Raw genomic sequence first — 14,567 nt, 5'->3', positions numbered from 1 at the left:
GCCGTCACGAGGTTCCCTCGACGGTCTTGTCGTCACCCACCGCGGACCTGACATCGTTGTCGAACGTCTCGGCGGCCTTGTCGACCGAGGACTGACCGGTGGTCACGGACTCCATGGCCTTCTGGATCGCGGTCGAGACCTGGTTGTAGGCGGGCAGGCCGGGCCGGTAGTGGGTGTCGGCCACCAGCTCGGTGAAGAACTTGTTGGTGGGCACCGACTTCAGGTACGTCGGGTCGGCCGCGACGTCCGTGCGTACCGCGATGTTCGCGTTGAGCGCGTTCCACTTCGCGTTGTTGGTCTTCGTAGCGAGGGAGGTCGACAGGAACTTCCAGGCCAGGTCAGGGTTCTTGGCCTTGGCCGGGACCGACCAGGCCCAGCCGCCGGACATGCTGGTCCGGCCGGGCGCCTGGCCGTTCTGGGTGGGCATGGCCGCGGTACCCATCGTGGACTGCCACTGTGGCCACGGCTTGGCGCTGGAGGAACTCCAGTTGTTGGGCATCCAGGAGCCGTCGATGTCCATCGCCAGCTTGCCCTCGGGGATCAGCTCCGTGCCCACGGTGGTGCCGAAGTTGGCGCCGAGCGCCTGCTCCTTGGCCGGGCCGAGCCCTTGGCTGTAGACGGTGTGTACGAAGTCTAGCGCGTCCTTGAAGCCCTTGCTGCCCACGACCCACTTCTTCTGCGAGGCGTCGTAGAGGGACTTGTCGCCGGCCGGGGTGCCGTACAGGAGCATCTCGAAGCCCTGCATGGAGGACGCCTCGCCGCCCGCCGCGCCGGTGTACAGGTTCATCGGGGTGACACCGGGGAGCTTGTCCTTGACCGTCCTCGCGGCGCTCAGGACGTCGGCCCAGGTCTTCGGCTGCCAGGGCACGGGGATCCCGGCCTTCTGGAAGAGCTGCTTGTTGTACCAGATCCCCCGGGTGTCGGTGTCGATCGGGACGCCGTAGACCTTGCCGTCGGAGGCGCCGCTCACCGCGCCCTTGGCCGCGGCGGCGTACTGCGACCAGCCGGCCCACTTCGCGGTGTACGCGTCGAGGGGCTTGAGGTAACCGCCCGCGATGTCGGAGTTGATCAGTGCGGTGTCCTCGTAGACCAGGTCGGGAGCGGTCGCGGGGGAGCGCATCATGAGCTGGATCTTCGTGTAGTAGTCGTTCTCGGAGGCGGTCACCGGCACCAGGTTGACCTTGGTGCCCGGGTTGGCCGCGGTGAATTCCTTGACCATCGAGGCGAGGTAGTTGGCCTGGAGCTTGTTCGTGCTGTCGAGGTTCTGCCAGTAGACGACCTTGATCGATTTGGCCGAGCTGCCTGAGGAGCCCGAACCGCAGCCGGCGAGGGCCAGAGAGGTGGCGGCGGTGAGGGCCGCGGCGGTGATGAGTCTTGAGCGCACAGTGGTTCCTCCGGGACGCGAAACCTGAGGGGAAGCCGCGAGTTCCGGCCAAGAAGGCCAGGCCGGGCAGCGCCCCGAGCTGGGCGCCACCTTGCGCTGTCTGGCCTGTGTGGCCGATTTTCGTGGCGTCAGCTAAATCCAATTGATGGATTAAGTCAATGCTTCCAACCTGTAAACTTTCGCCCTGGGGCGCCCGTGGAAAGACCGTTCCCGGTCGGGCGTGAGGGCGCGGGCACTCGCGGCCACAAGGGGCGGCCCCCGGGCCAGGGCTGATGTGAGGGGTTCAGGTGACCGACAGGTGACGACGCTCAGCGGTACGAATCTGCCGCGGGTCGGCGGCTACAACCAGGCCGTCGTCCTGGACGCCATCCGTACCAGGGGCCAGGTGAGCCGGGTCGAGCTGGCCGTGCTCACCGGCCTGACCAACCAGACCGTTTCGAACGTCGTCCGCAAACTGCTTGACGCCGGCCTGGTGGCGGAGTCGGGCCAGGCCCCCTCGAGCGGCGGAAAGCGCCGCACCCTGCTGTCCCTCCGCGCCGACGGGGCCTGCGCTGTCGGCGTCCACCTCGACCCCGAGGCCGCGGTGATCGTGGTGGTCGACCTGGCCGGTGACGTGATCGGCACCCGCCGGCTGCGTCTCACCGACCCCGGCGACCCCGCCGACGTCGTGGACCGGGTCGCGCGCGCGGCCCAGCGGCTCGTGGACCGAAGCGGCGTGGACCGCGCCCGTCTGCTCGGCCTGGGCGTCGCCGCCCCCGGGCCGGTCGACGGCACCTCCGGCGCCGTGGTGTCCCCGCCGAACTTCCCCGGCTGGGGGCGGGTCCCCCTGACGGAGATGTTCGTCGAGGCCACCGGCCTGCCCGTCGCCCTCGACAACGACGCCACCGCCGCCGCGATCGGCGAGCGCTGGATCGGCGGCGCGGACCGGGCGGGCAGCTTCCTCTTCATCTACCTGGGCACCGGCATCGGGGCCGGCATCGTCCTCAACGACACCGTGCTGCACGGCGATTCGGGCAACGCCGGCGAGTTCGGCCACATGGCCGTCGAACCCGGCGACCGCGTCTGCCACTGCGGCGCCACCGACTGCCTGGGCCCGTACTGCAGCCCGCCCGCGATCATCGACGACCTGCTGCGCCGCCATGGGCGGGCCGCCGCCGACCGCATCGGCCTGACCGGCACGTCCGACTCGGTGCACGACGACTGGAAAGCCCTGCGCCGCGCCGCCCGCGCCGGTGACCCGGATGCCTGCGACGTCGTACGCCGCGCCGCCCGCCAGATCGGCCAGGCGGCACGGGGCGCCGCCAGCCTGCTCGACGTCGGCCGCATCGTGCTCGGCGGCGAGGCCCTGCGCGGCATCGAGCCGATCATGCGTGAGGAGATCGAGGCCGCCGTCAACCGCACATCCGTGGCCCGTACGATCCGCGCGATCGCCGTCGAACAGAGCGTGATCGGCGACACGGTGGGCGCGGTCGGCGCCGCTTCTCTCGTGTTGCACGGCAACTACGCGCCGGGATGGCGGATGCTGACCGACGTGGCCGGGTAGGGCCAGGGGGGCGCGCCCTGGCCGGCAGCAGAAACCGTGTCGTGTCGACCCGCCCCCGTACCGCCCGGCGGGGCTGCGGATCAGTCGCGAACGGCGGCGAACACCGGTTCCATGCCGGAGGCGTCGGCCGCGACCCTGCCGTCGGCAACGAGCTGCCACATGCCCTGGTTGACGGTCCAGGCGTCGACTTCGAATCCTTGGGCGGTCAGCCATGAAGCGATGCGGTCGGCGGTCTTCCGCCGCGTGGGCTTGCCCAGGAGGTAGGACAGCGCCGCGCCCTGCCACGCGGCGCGTTCCGGTACCGGATGTGCGTATCCGGCGGCCGCCGGGTTCATGGTGTCGGCCAGGTGCAGAACCGCGGCGATGATGCCACGAGTGTCGGTGTCACGGGTGGTCTCGTAGATCTTCTCGGCCTCGGAACGGAAGTCGTTCAACAGGTCCCCCTCTGCGGAATCGTGGTTCCTTCATGCAGAACCCGCACAGTAGGACTCCGGGTCCGGTCCATCCAGACCGCATGGGCGTTTTTCGGGCGACCTGGCAGGCGGACCGTGCGGGAGCCTGGCACCCCCGCACGGCGGGTTGCCGAATCGCGGGTAGTGGGCCGGATGCCCGAGGACGGTGACGAAGTGCTCGCCCGCGTCCTTGGCGGCCTTGAGTGCCGCACGGATGGCGGCGGATCCGGCGTCTCTCTTCTGACACTCGGGATCGCCTCCCACCGTCCCCCGGTGTCAGGCGCGGGCGAGTTCGGCGGCACCGAAGGACACGTCGAAGCGGTCGCACCAGATGCTGACGCTGGTGTAGCGGGCGGGGTCGATGTCATCGGGCAGGGTGTAGTTCTGGCTTCCCTTGTTGCCCTTGAGTCTGCCGAGACTCACGTACTCCCCGTCGTCGAAGAGGTGCCAGCCCGCCTTCCCCGCCTTCACCGGTGCGTCGGTCAACCACACCCGCAGGTCAGGCCCGTTGCTGGTGTCGAGGTTCTCCAGCCGGACGACGTGGGAGCCGTCGGCCAGCCGTACGAGCTTCACACTGCCCGACGTCGCGTGCTCATGGCTGATCAGCTCACCGCTCGCCAGAGCCTGCGGCCGAGCGGCCGGGGAAGGCGCCTCGGAGGGCTCTCCCGAGGGCGCCGCCGCAGGAGGCGCGGAGGTCTCCACGACCCCGGGCAGAGCCTCGTCGACGGTCTCGTCCTGCCACAGCTTCCACGGCTGGAACCAGTACAGCCCGAAGCCGGCCACGGCGATCGCCATCACCAGTGCCCCGACGGCCAACCGCCCGGTCAGTACCTTCCGCACGCGCCCCATCCCCGCCTCACCCCTTGAGAGTTCGTCTGATCTCTGCCCCATTCAACGCAAGAGGACGTCCGCCCCGTAACCCCGCAAAGATGACGGAAGCCTTACGTCGTCCGGCTGCGTGATCCGGCCAATCGATCTCTCGTCAGCCGACTGACGGGGAGTTGTCGGTTCGATGATGAGACCGCACGCCGAGAAGCCCGGGCTCCGAGATCCGGCTGCGGGACGGCAGCACGCGCTGGATCGTCACCCGCTACGAGGACCAGGCCCTGTACGGCGACCCGCGCGCGACGTCCGTCAGGCGGCCCGCGGTGCCGTTCGACTGGCTCCCCAGCGCTGGGTGCGGTAGCTGCCGGCCAGGCGGCAGACGGCGTAGATCGTGAAGGAGATCGTCGTGACGTAGGGGCTGATGGGGATGCTGCCGCCCAGCGCGAGCAGGATGCCGCCCTCGATCGAGAGCACGGCGAAGACGACGCTGAGCAGTGGCAGCAGTACCGGCGAGGCGGTGACGCGGGCGGCGGCCGCGGCGGGGGTGACGAGGAGGCTGAGGACGAGCAGTGCGCCGACGATCTGCACCGACAGGGCGACCGCGAGACCGAGCACGATCATGAAGGCGAAGGACAGGGCGCGCACGGGTACGCCGCGTGCCTCGGCGACGTCCGGGTCGGCGCTGGCGAAGGTGAGCGGCCGCCACATGATCGCCAGGGCGAGAAGGACAACGGCGGAAGTGCCGAGCAGCCACGTCATCTGCGGGGTGTCGACGGCGACGATCTGGCCGGTCAGGAGGCCGAACTTGTTGGCCGCCCGGCCCTTGTAGAGGGCGAGGAAGAGCACGCCGAGGCCGAGGCCGAACGGCATGATGATGCCGATCACCGAGTTGCGGTCGCGGGCGCGCGCACCCAGGACGCCGATCACGCCCGCCGCCAGGAGCGAGCCGACGATGGAGCCTCCCGCGATGTTCACCCCCAGCAGCAGTGCCGCCGACGCGCCCGCGAAGGACAGTTCGCTGATGCCGTGCACCGCGAAGGGCAGGTCGCGCATGATGACGAAGACCCCGGCCAGGCCGCCGACGAGGCCGAGCGCGGCGCCGGCGATGAGGGAGTTGCGTACCAGCGCCAGGAGTTCGCCGTAGTTCTCGAAGCTGAAGATCTGGTGCCAGACTCCGTCGGCGAGCGTCATGTGCGGGGTTCCTCGGTCTCATGGGGGTGGTGCGGTGGCGCGGCCGTCTCGTCGGGGGCTCCGACGACCACGACGCGGCCCTGGACGCGGACGACGTCGACCCGCGTGCCGTACAGCCGCGTCAGCGAATCGGATGTCAGCACCTCCTCCGGTGGGCCGACCCGGTGACCGCCCGGTGCCAGGTACAGCACCCGGTCGACCAGGCCGAGGACCGGGTTGATCTCGTGGGTCACGAAGATCACCGCGGTGTCGTGGGAGCGGCGGCGGGCGTCCACGAGTTCGGTGACGGCCCGTTGGTGGTTCAGGTCGAGGGAGAGCAGCGGTTCGTCGCACAGCAGGATCCGCGGGTCGGTCGCCAGAGCCTGTCCGATGCGCACACGCTGCCGTTCACCTCCGGACAACAGGCCGAGGGGGACGTCGGCGTACGCCGAGGCCCCGACCGACTCCAGGATCTCGTCCACCCGACGGCGGACGGCGGCTGTGCGCAGCCGTGGTCCGAAGCGGTGCCCGTCGATCCCGAAGCGAACGAGGTCGCGGGCGCGCAGCATGGCCTGGGCGGAGAGTTCCGCCTGCTGGGGGACGTAACCGAGGTGCCGACGCGCCTCGCGCGGGGGGCGGCCGAGGACGGAGAGCGTTCCGGCGGACAGGGGCTGCCGGCCCAACAGGGCCCGTACGAAGCTGGTTTTGCCCGAGCCGTTCGGCCCGAGGACGGCCACGAATTCCCCGGGCCGTACGTCCAGGTCGAGGCCCTGCCACACCTCGCGCTCGCCGTAGGACACGGCCGCCCCACGCAGACTGATCACCGCGCCGGTGTCTGCCCCGCCCTCGCGGGCCCGGGGTACGGAGGCCGCGCCCGGCTGCCTCACTTGTCCAGCGCGCTCGCGAGCGCGTCGACGTTGGCGGTCATCCAGCCGAGGTAGTCCTTGCCCTGCGGCAGGGTCTCGGTCACCGGCACGACGGGGATTCCGGCCGCCTTGGCCGCGGCCTCCGCCTTCTCGGTCTGCGGGCCGGAGGTCTGCTCGTTGTAGACCAGGGCCTTGACCTGCTTGTCCGTGAACTGAGCCAGCGTCGCCTGCAGGATCTTGGGCGAGACGTCGTCGCCCTCCTCGATGGCCTCGCTGAACTCCGCGGGCGTCTTGTTCACCAGACCGCTCGCGTCGATCATGTAAAGCGGCACGGGCTCGGTGATGGCGACCGCCTCGCCGCCGTGGTCCTTCTTGATCTGGGCTTCCTTGGTCTCCAGCGGCTGGAGCTTCGCCTTGAAGGTCTCGGCGTTCTTGGTGAAGGCGGCAGCGCTGCCGGGGTCGGCCTTGCCCAGGGCGGCGGCCACGCTGTCGGCGATCTTGCGCACGGTGGGGAAGTCGTACCAGACGTGCTCGTTGAGCTCTCCGCCCTTGGGCGCGGACTTCCCGGAGACCTTGACGGCGTTGATCACTTCGGCGGAGGAGCCGCTGCTCTTCAGCATGCGGTCGATGAAGTCGTCGTAGCCGCCGCCGTTCTTGACGACGACCTTCGCCTTGGACAGTGCCAGCTGGTTCTGCGTGTTGGCCTCGTAGGAGTGCGGGTCCTGGTCGGGGTCGCTGATGACCGACGTGACGTCGACCTTCGCGCCGCCTATCTGCTCGACGATGTCGCCGTAGACGTTCGTCGATGCGACCACCGGGATCATGGACGAGGAGGCCGGGCTCTGGGAGGCGTTCCCGTCGCTGCCGGAGTCCGACGAGCTGCCGCAGCCTGCCAGGAGGGCCAGAGAGGCGCCGGTGATCAGGGCGAGGCGCCGGGACGGGGGCATGGGCATGGGTGGTCCTCCACGAACGGGTGAGAACAGGGATGTTCCCGGGAGCTGGTCAGGCCGGGGTGGACCGGACCTGCGACACGCTAGATGGAAATGAATGTCAGAACATGGCTGAAACCGATCGATATGAAAACCATTGCCAAGGCTTGACGGTCACGACGCCTGCGGCGGCGATGGTCTCGTGCGGGGACTCGGGGTGTGCTATACAAATGGAAACCATTTTCAATAAATGAGGGGGTCGGGCATGGATGACGCCGCACACGGCCGTCGGAGCCGTCCGTTCACCCTCGTCGTCTGCGCGTCCTGTCCCGCCGAGACGAGCCGGCTGATGGACGGGCTGCGCCGGGCCGTCCGCGGCTGCCCCCACGGCGTCCTGGTCTCCACCGGTTGCCTGGCGAAGGTTCTGCACTGCCGGGACGACCGCGGACTGCATGCCGCGGTGCAGCCGTGCACGCCGGATCGCAGGCCCGCCGGTGCCGTCGTGCGGCTCGGCACGCTCGTCACCGTGGCCGACGCCGAAGCGCTCGGAGCCTGGCTGCGGGCCGGGATGCCCGACGACGGCACACTGCCCGACCGGCTTCGGGCGGCGCCCGCCCCCCAGCACGTCGCCCGCCTCAACTGAGGGACCAGGGTGTGCCCAAGGGTCTGTTGAGCGTGGTGGTCGGCAACACCCCCGGCGTTCGGGCCGATGTGGTCGACCAGCTGCTGCGGCTTTCGCCGCGTGCCGTGTTGCTGGCCGTGTCCATCCAGGAGTGCGACAACGGGTATCCGGTCGTTCAGCGCTTTCTGTCGGGCGCCGACGCGTCCGTCCGGGAGGCGTCCAGGGGTGCGACGGGTGATCCGGTGGTGATTCTCCGCCAGGATCTGATGTCCCTGCGGCGCTGCTCGGGGCCGGTGCACGTGGTTCTCGCCCTGCCGGGGGACGTCGATGTCCTGCCGTTCCTGATGGAGTTGTGGCGTGCGCGCGTCGCGAGCGGTTCACTGGGGGACTACTACGAGCCGGCCCCCGTGGTGGTCGGTGTCGAGCCGGCGTCGTTCATGGTGGACATCGGGTGCGTTCACCGGGCGGTACGGCTGTGGAGTGGACGCGAGCGGGGTGAGGCCCTGAGTCCGGCCGAGGTCGCCGTTCGCCAGGTGGAGGCGGCGGACGTGTTGATCGCGCCGGGTCGCGTGGATGGTGACGAGGAGGAGGCGTCCGCTGCGGCCGCGCTGGCCTCCCGTCTCACCGTAGGTGCCCACCTGGTGACGTCGGGCCTCGCCGGAGCCGGACCCGAGGTGCGGGCCTCGCTGACCCGGGCCGTGCCGTCAGGCGCCGAGGGCGAGTGGCGGGCGCGCCTGGAGCCGGTGACGGTACCGCGTTCGCGATGCGGCGCCGACCGCTGAGTGGAGTCGGTGCTCTGGCAGTCCCGTCGCCCCCTGCATCCGGGGCGGCTGGCCGACGCGCTCCCCGTCGTCATGCGGGGTGTCGTCCGCGGCAGAGGCCACCTGTAATTGTGCAGCCGTCCGGACGCCGTCGTGACCTGGCGTTCGGCAGGGACCTCCCTGGAGTTGAGGGAGGCGGACCACTGGCTGGAGCCGCTGGACGCGACAGCCTGGGCGGCTGTTTCCCCGCAGCGACGCACTCTCGCTTCCTGGTTCTGGGACGACTACTACGGCGAACGCCGCAACGAGATCGCCCTGACGGGCATCGCCCTCGCCGGGCCGGCAATCTTGGAGGCTCTGGACGCGGCCCTGCTCACGGACGCGGAGCTGTCCCAGGGGCGGGCGGGGTGGACGGCGGTGCCCGATCCGCTCCTCGGCAGTGCTGATGCCTGGTGACCTCGCACGTCAGGAAGGGGCTTACTCCTGTGCGTGCCGGATGGCGTCCAGCACGATGTGGGCGATGTGGTCGTCGTTGAGGCAGTACTGGATCTCGCGGGCCTGGCGCCGGGTCGTCACGATCCGGGAGTTGCGCAGTACTCGCAGGTGCTGGGAGACCAGCGGCTGGCTCACTCCGAGGGCGGTGACCAGCTCGTGCACGTACTTCCCGCCCTGGGACAGCTCGCGCACGATGCCGAGCCGGACCGGAGCCGCCAGTGCCTTCAGCAGGTCACTGGCGGCCTGAAGGTCGCGTAGCGGCTCATCGGTCAAGGCTGTGGAGGGGGGCGGAATGGGTGTCACATGCACACATTAGCATGTGACAATGATTTCCGGTTGGCGTTCGCTTTGCCGGCTTTACTCACGCGTGAACGCGTGAGCCCGGTCAGTGGTCGTCCCAGTGCCCGTCGTGAGCCGCGTGGCGGTGGCCGTCGTGGACGTAGTCGACGTGGTCCTCGTGCGGGACGGCGACGTGGCCGCAGTTCTCGCCGTGCTGGTGGTCGTGCCCCTCGTGGGCGGCGTGACCCGCGTTCGCGCACTCGTCCACATGGCCCTCGTGGGCCCGGTGGACGTGGCCGTCATGCGCGTAGTCGGTGTGATCGCCATGGGGGATGGCGACGTGGCCGCAGCCCTCGCCATGGGTGTGCGTGTGGCCGTCGTGGGTGCGGTGCTCGGTGGCGGTGGTCATGTGGTGCTCCCGCTGGTGCTCTTGGGTCCCCTGCGGCTCGTGCCCCGCAGGCCGTACATGGCGACATTAACATATGGCGACTCATGCATATGTGATGCGGGTTCCCTTGCCCGCCGCTCGGTCCGGCGGCCTGCGGCTCGGGGTCGACCCCATGAAGAAATGAATGGGTATTCATGTGTTCCTGTATGGTGAAAGGTACGCGGGAGCGGCTGCTTGCCGCATGTCCTTGTGCCCCATACCCCCTCGTGAAGGACCTTCGACTCCGATGACCTCCACCCTCAGTCCGCCTCCGGCCGGTCTGGCCGTGCTCGCACGGGAAGCGGGCGTTCCCCGGCGCCGCACCCGGATCCTGGCGTTGCCCGAGGTGCGCTGGGCCGTCGCGGCCACCGTCTCCTTCCTGCTCGCGCTGCCTCTGCATCTGACCGGCACGCCGGCCTGGCTGTGGGGGCCGCTGTACGCGCTGGCCTACGTCACCGGCGGGTGGGAGCCGGGTTGGGAGGGTCTGAAGGCGCTGAGGGACAAGACCCTCGACGTGGACCTGCTGATGGTCGTCGCCGCTCTCGGCGCCGCCGCGATCGGGCAGGTGATGGACGGCGCCCTGCTGATCGTCATCTTCGCCACCTCCGGCGCCCTGGAGGCGCTGGCCACGGCCCGTACCGCCGACTCGGTCCGCGGCCTGCTGGATCTGGCCCCCGCCACGGCCACCCGGCTCACCCCGGACGGCGGCGAACAAAGCGTTCCCGCCGGTGAGTTGGCGGTCGGTGACACCATCCTCGTACGACCCGGCGAACGCGTCGGCGGCGACGGCCGCGTCCTGGACGGGACCAGCGAGGTCGACCAGGCGACCATCACCGGCGAACCGCTCCCGGTCGCGAAGGAGCCCGGCGACGAGGTGTTCGCGGGCACTCTCAACGGCACCGGCGCGCTGCGCGTCCGCGTCGATCGCGACGCCTCCGACACGGTGATCGCCCGGATCGTGCGGATGGTGGAGGAGGCGTCCGAGACCAAGGCGCCCACCCAGCTGTTCATCGAGAAGGTCGAACAGCGCTACTCACTCGGCATGGTCGCGGCGACGCTCGCCGTCTTCCTCGTCCCGCTCGCCTTCGGTGAGGAGCTGAGCGAGGCGCTGTTGCGGGCCATGACCTTCATGATCGTGGCGTCGCCGTGCGCGGTCGTGCTGGCCACCATGCCACCCCTGCTCTCGGCCATCGCCAACGCCGGACGGCGCGGTGTGCTGGTCAAGTCGGCGGTGGTGATGGAGCGCCTCGGGCAGGTCGACGCGGTCGCCCTGGACAAGACCGGCACGCTGACCGAGGGAGTGCCGAGGGTCACCGACGTCCGGCCGACGGCCGGACCGGGCCTGGGGGAGCGGGATTTGCTGGCCCTCGCGGCGGCGGCCGAGCATCCGAGTGAGCATCCGCTGGCGCGGGCCGTGGTGGACGCGGCGCGAGAGCGCGGCCTGCGGTTGTCGCCCGCCGAGGACTTCACCTCCACGCCCGGCGTGGGAGTGACCGCCACCATCGACGGCCGAGTGGTCGCGGTGGGCGCACCGGCCCGGGTCCTCCACGGACCGACCGACGCGGCAGCCGCTCACGCGCTGACCCTCGCCGCCGAGTTGGAGGAGGACGGGCGTACCGCCGTCCTGGTCACGGCCGACGGTGTTCCGGTCGGCGTCCTGGGAATCGCCGACCGCCTGCGCCCGGACGCCGCCGCCACGGTCGTAGCCCTTACGGCCCTCACCGGTGCCACGCCCGTACTGCTGACCGGCGACAATCCGCGCGCGGCGGCGCGCCTGGCCGCCGAGGTCGGTATCGAGGACGTCCGGGCCGCTCTGCTGCCGCAGCACAAGGTGCAGGCGGTCCAGGAGCTTCAGGACGCCGGCCGCAGGGTCCTGGTCGTCGGGGACGGCGTCAACGACGCCCCGGCGCTGGCCGCCGCCCACATCGGTGTCGCCATGGGCCGGGCCGGCTCCGATCTCGCGCTGGAGACCGCCGACGCGGTGATCGTCCGCGACGAACTCGTCACCGTGCCCGCCGTGATCGCCCTCTCCCGCCGCGCCCGGCAGCTGGTAGTGCAGAACCTCGTGATCGCCGGAGTGTTCATCGCCGGCCTCGTCGTCTGGGACCTCGCGGGCACCCTGCCCCTGCCGCTCGGCGTCGCGGGCCACGAGGGATCCACCGTCATCGTCGGCCTCAACGGGCTGCGGCTGCTGAGGGACGCGGCCTGGCAGCGGGCCGCCTCACAGGGCCGGTCGGTGAGGTGACACGCGCGGACTCCGTCGTCGACCGCCCGGCGGGTCCGGGTACCCGCCGAGCGGAGACCCGGCCGCAGCGGCGGCGACGCCGACAGACGGTCACCGGCCGACGGCCGCGAGGGCGGCGGTGTCCGGCGCCGGACCAGCCGCGCGAGCAGGTCCTGAGGGCGGAACACCGGCAGGCCCGGGGCCGTCTCGCGGGCGCGGCTGAACGGCGACCGTTGCTCGCCGAACGCCAGGACGGCGCGTACCGCCAAAGGCGAAGTGGGCCGGGGCCGCCGAGCGGGTGGTTGCCCTCGAAGACGTCGAACCTCAAGGCCTGCTGAACCAGCGGGCCTGGTGGCGGCACGGTGTACGTGCAACGCGCGAGGGCCGCACCGGATGGGTGCGGCCCTCGCGGTGGCGGGTCACTCGGTGCGGCCCACCTCACCGGTGGTGGGGCGAGGTCCTCTTCGGGCGAGTGCCACCTCTTCCGGCGACGGCGCTGCCGGGAAGCGGACCGATCAGGCCCGCCCGTGTGCCTCGTGTGAGCGTCGTGACAGGGAGTCGATGACCACGGCGGCGAAGAGCACTCCGCCCGTGATGATGAACTGGACGGCGGTGGGGGTGTCCGTGATCGCCATGCCTGAGGCGATCGACTGGATCACCAGGATGCCGAGCACCGCGTTCCAGGTCGAACCGCGTCCCCCGAACAGGCTGGCCCCACCGATGACGGCGGCGGCGATGGCGTTGAGCAGCAGGATGCCGGAGCCTGAGTTCTGGCTCACGGAGGTGATCCGCGAGGCCAGGAACATGCCGCCGATCGCGGCCATGGTGCCGGAGACCGCGAGTACCGCGGTCTGTACCCGGGTCACGCTGAGGCTGGCGCGTCGGGCCGCCTCGACGCCGCCGCCCAGTGCGTAGACCTGCCGCCCGTAGTGCGTGCGGCGGAGAACGACGTCGAGGCCGGCCGCGAGTACCAGGAAGAGCAGGAGGGCGAGCGGCAGGCCCTGGAACTGGTTGAGCACATACGCGGCCGCGAACGCGAGCACCGCGAACGCTCCCGTGCGCGCCACGATTCCCCGAAGCGAACGGTGCGGCATGCCGACGGCCTTGCGCCGCCGTCTGTCCTGGTGGGACACGAGGAAGACCGCGCCCGCCGCGCCCGCCGCCAGACCGTAGGCGGCGCCGTCATGGGTGAAGTAGTAGCTGGTCAGCTTGGCCACGAGCCCGTTCTCGTCGAGGTTGATGGTGCCGCTGGTCCCGAGGATGGAGAGCATGAAGCCGTTCCACGTGAGCAGTCCCGCGAGCGTGACGACGAAGGCCGGTACCCGGGTCCTGGCGAAGGAGAAGCCCTGAACGGTTCCCGCCGCGGTGCCCGCGAGTACCGCGACGATGAGGGCGAGCCATTCCGGCACGCCGTGGTTCACGTTCAGGACGGCGAAGACCGCAGCCGCGAGGCCGCTGATCGAGCCGACCGACAGGTCGAGTTCACCGAGCAGCAGGACGAAGACGATACCGACCGCGATCAGTCCCGTGCCGACGATGTCCACGCTGAGATTGGACAGGTTCCGGGGCGAGAGGAAATTCTCGTTGAGGGCCTCGAAGATGATCCAGACCGTGGCGAGGACGAGGACGACAGGGAGCGAGCTCAGTTCGCCGGCGCTCAGCTTGCGCCGGAAGACGGCACCCCAGCCCTGCACCGCACGGGTGACGGCCTGCCCGCGGCGCGGCTGACGGGTTCTGGCGGTGGGCGCGGCGGGTTCGGGCTGCGTGTCGTCCGCCATGTTGCGCATCCCTTTCACCATCCTGCCTCCCGGTGGACCACCCGGCGAGGCACGTTTTCCGTGGCGCCGGTGACGGAGGAGATGATCTGTTCCTGAGAAGCGGTGTTCACGTTGAAGAAGCCGTTGTTGCGACCGAGCCGCAGGACGGCGGCCCGGTCCGCGAGCGCTTTGACGTCCCCCATGTTGTGGCTGATGAGCAGTACTCCCAGGCCGCGGTCACGGAACTGGTCGACGAGGTCCAGGACCTCGGTCGTCTGGTCGAATCCCAGCGCCGCGGTCGGTTCGTCCAGGAGGAGCAGCCGCGGGCCACCGAGGAGCGAGCGGGCGATGGCGACCGTCTGCCGCTGACCGCTGGACAGCGAGACGACGGGGGCACGCAGATCGGGGATGCCCCTGGTCAGACCCTCCAGCAGGTGTCTGGTGCGGCGCTCCATCTCCACCTCGTCGAGGAAGCCGTACCGGCGGATCTCCCGCCCGAGGTACACATTGCCCACGACGTCGAGGTTTCCGCAGAGCGCGAGGTCCTGGTAGACGGTGGCGATGCCGAGGTCCCGGGCGTCGTGGGGGCGTTTGATGTGGACGGTCCGGCCCTCCCACTCGATGACGCCCCTGTCCGCGGGCGACACTCCGGAGATCGCTTTGACCAGGGTGGACTTGCCGGCCCCGTTGTCGCCCAGCAGGGCCACGACCTCCCCGGCGCGAATCTCCAGCTCGATGTCCGTGAGGACCTCGACGACGCCGAAGCGCTTGCACACGCCGTGCAATGCCAGCAAGGGGGGAGTCGGCACGGAGAACATCTCCTTCCCGGACCG

At 70.3% G+C, this 14,567-nt stretch carries 15 protein-coding genes; 5 read left to right on the top strand and 10 right to left on the bottom strand.

From position 1 onward, the window contains the following. Positions 1-4 precede the first annotated feature (4 nt). Positions 5-1,384, bottom strand: a complete 1,380-nt coding sequence (locus ACFWWR_RS40275) for an extracellular solute-binding protein (RefSeq protein ID WP_383874797.1) — start codon at positions 1,382-1,384, stop codon at positions 5-7. A gap of 298 nt (positions 1,385-1,682) precedes the next feature. On the opposite strand from ACFWWR_RS40275, the gene ACFWWR_RS40270 reads away from it, so the two are divergent. Beyond that, a complete protein-coding gene (locus ACFWWR_RS40270; protein ID WP_384308820.1) occupies positions 1,683-2,927 on the top strand; it encodes an ROK family protein in 1,245 nt (414 codons plus the stop codon). An 80-nt stretch (positions 2,928-3,007) separates the two neighbouring features. On the opposite strand, the gene ACFWWR_RS40265 is transcribed toward ACFWWR_RS40270, so the two are convergent. The 5 genes from ACFWWR_RS40265 to ACFWWR_RS40245 form a co-directional block, all read right to left on the bottom strand. Further along, entirely contained in the window at positions 3,008-3,361 is a 354-nt protein-coding gene (locus ACFWWR_RS40265; RefSeq protein WP_383874794.1) for a hypothetical protein, read from the bottom strand. Between the two features lie 294 nt (positions 3,362-3,655). Continuing rightward, on the bottom strand, positions 3,656-4,228 hold the full coding sequence (locus ACFWWR_RS40260) for a DM13 domain-containing protein (protein WP_384308817.1): 573 nt from the start codon (positions 4,226-4,228) through the stop codon (positions 3,656-3,658). Positions 4,229-4,513: 285 nt separating this feature from the next. Then, positions 4,514-5,395, bottom strand: coding sequence for a metal ABC transporter permease (locus tag ACFWWR_RS40255; RefSeq protein ID WP_384308815.1), 882 nt, complete (start codon positions 5,393-5,395; stop codon positions 4,514-4,516). Continuing rightward, on the bottom strand, positions 5,392-6,198 hold the full coding sequence (locus ACFWWR_RS40250) for a metal ABC transporter ATP-binding protein (RefSeq protein ID WP_384308825.1): 807 nt from the start codon (positions 6,196-6,198) through the stop codon (positions 5,392-5,394). Before ACFWWR_RS40250 ends, ACFWWR_RS40255 begins: the two co-directional genes overlap by 4 nt. A 59-nt stretch (positions 6,199-6,257) precedes the next feature. After that, positions 6,258-7,193, bottom strand: coding sequence for a metal ABC transporter solute-binding protein, Zn/Mn family (locus ACFWWR_RS40245; protein WP_384308812.1), 936 nt, complete (start codon positions 7,191-7,193; stop codon positions 6,258-6,260). Between the two features lie 241 nt (positions 7,194-7,434). Here ACFWWR_RS40245 and ACFWWR_RS40240 point away from each other — a divergent pair, with 241 nt between their 5' ends. The 3 genes from ACFWWR_RS40240 to ACFWWR_RS40230 all read left to right on the top strand — a co-directional run bounded on the left by ACFWWR_RS40240 (position 7,435) and on the right by ACFWWR_RS40230 (position 9,008). Then, positions 7,435-7,812, top strand: coding sequence for a hypothetical protein (locus ACFWWR_RS40240; RefSeq protein ID WP_384308809.1), 378 nt, complete (start codon positions 7,435-7,437; stop codon positions 7,810-7,812). 11 nt (positions 7,813-7,823) lie between these two features. Beyond that, positions 7,824-8,573: a hypothetical protein gene (locus tag ACFWWR_RS40235; protein WP_384308807.1), complete on the top strand. Its 750-nt coding sequence runs from the start codon at positions 7,824-7,826 to the stop codon at positions 8,571-8,573. Positions 8,574-8,705: 132 nt separating this feature from the next. Next, positions 8,706-9,008, top strand: a complete 303-nt coding sequence (locus ACFWWR_RS40230; RefSeq protein ID WP_384308804.1) for a hypothetical protein — start codon at positions 8,706-8,708, stop codon at positions 9,006-9,008. Between the two features lie 21 nt (positions 9,009-9,029). On the opposite strand, the gene ACFWWR_RS40225 is transcribed toward ACFWWR_RS40230, so the two are convergent. Beyond that, positions 9,030-9,320 (bottom strand): ArsR/SmtB family transcription factor, encoded by a 291-nt coding sequence (locus tag ACFWWR_RS40225; protein WP_383874782.1) that lies wholly within the window; start codon positions 9,318-9,320, stop codon positions 9,030-9,032. 112 nt (positions 9,321-9,432) lie between these two features. Further along, positions 9,433-9,735 carry a hypothetical protein gene (locus ACFWWR_RS40220; RefSeq protein WP_384308801.1) on the bottom strand — a complete coding sequence of 101 codons (303 nt, stop codon included), beginning with the start codon at positions 9,733-9,735 and terminating at the stop codon, positions 9,433-9,435. Between the two features lie 265 nt (positions 9,736-10,000). Here ACFWWR_RS40220 and ACFWWR_RS40215 point away from each other — a divergent pair, with 265 nt between their 5' ends. After that, positions 10,001-11,998, top strand: coding sequence for a heavy metal translocating P-type ATPase (locus ACFWWR_RS40215; RefSeq protein WP_384308799.1), 1,998 nt, complete (start codon positions 10,001-10,003; stop codon positions 11,996-11,998). Positions 11,999-12,492: 494 nt separating this feature from the next. On the opposite strand, the gene ACFWWR_RS40210 is transcribed toward ACFWWR_RS40215, so the two are convergent. Continuing rightward, positions 12,493-13,755: a sugar ABC transporter permease gene (locus ACFWWR_RS40210; RefSeq protein WP_383874777.1), complete on the bottom strand. Its 1,263-nt coding sequence runs from the start codon at positions 13,753-13,755 to the stop codon at positions 12,493-12,495. A gap of 14 nt (positions 13,756-13,769) precedes the next feature. After that, a complete protein-coding gene (locus tag ACFWWR_RS40205; protein ID WP_383874776.1) occupies positions 13,770-14,552 on the bottom strand; it encodes an ATP-binding cassette domain-containing protein in 783 nt (260 codons plus the stop codon). Positions 14,553-14,567: the final 15 nt, after the last annotated feature.

Origin of the sequence: Streptomyces sp. NPDC058678, assembly GCF_042714835.1 — a bacterium.
Classification (GTDB): Bacteria; Actinomycetota; Actinomycetes; order Streptomycetales; family Streptomycetaceae; genus Streptomyces.
The sequence above is the reverse complement of the archived record's forward strand: the minus strand, read 5'-3'. Positions and strand labels throughout refer to the sequence as shown.

Bases quoted from the DNA above. Each gene is read 5' to 3' on its own strand.
- ACFWWR_RS40240 (WP_384308809.1), top strand. From the start codon at position 7,435: ATGGATGACGCCGCACACGGCCGTCGGAGCCGTCCGTTCACCCTCGTC.
- ACFWWR_RS40205 (WP_383874776.1), bottom strand. From the start codon at position 14,552: ATGTTCTCCGTGCCGACTCCCCCCTTGCTGGCATTGCACGGCGTGTGC.
- ACFWWR_RS40215 (WP_384308799.1), top strand. From the start codon at position 10,001: ATGACCTCCACCCTCAGTCCGCCTCCGGCCGGTCTGGCCGTGCTCGCA.
- ACFWWR_RS40210 (WP_383874777.1), bottom strand. From the start codon at position 13,755: ATGGCGGACGACACGCAGCCCGAACCCGCCGCGCCCACCGCCAGAACC.
- ACFWWR_RS40255 (WP_384308815.1), bottom strand. From the start codon at position 5,395: ATGACGCTCGCCGACGGAGTCTGGCACCAGATCTTCAGCTTCGAGAAC.
- ACFWWR_RS40245 (WP_384308812.1), bottom strand. From the start codon at position 7,193: ATGCCCATGCCCCCGTCCCGGCGCCTCGCCCTGATCACCGGCGCCTCT.
- ACFWWR_RS40220 (WP_384308801.1), bottom strand. From the start codon at position 9,735: ATGACCACCGCCACCGAGCACCGCACCCACGACGGCCACACGCACACC.
- ACFWWR_RS40260 (WP_384308817.1), bottom strand. From the start codon at position 4,228: ATGGGGCGCGTGCGGAAGGTACTGACCGGGCGGTTGGCCGTCGGGGCA.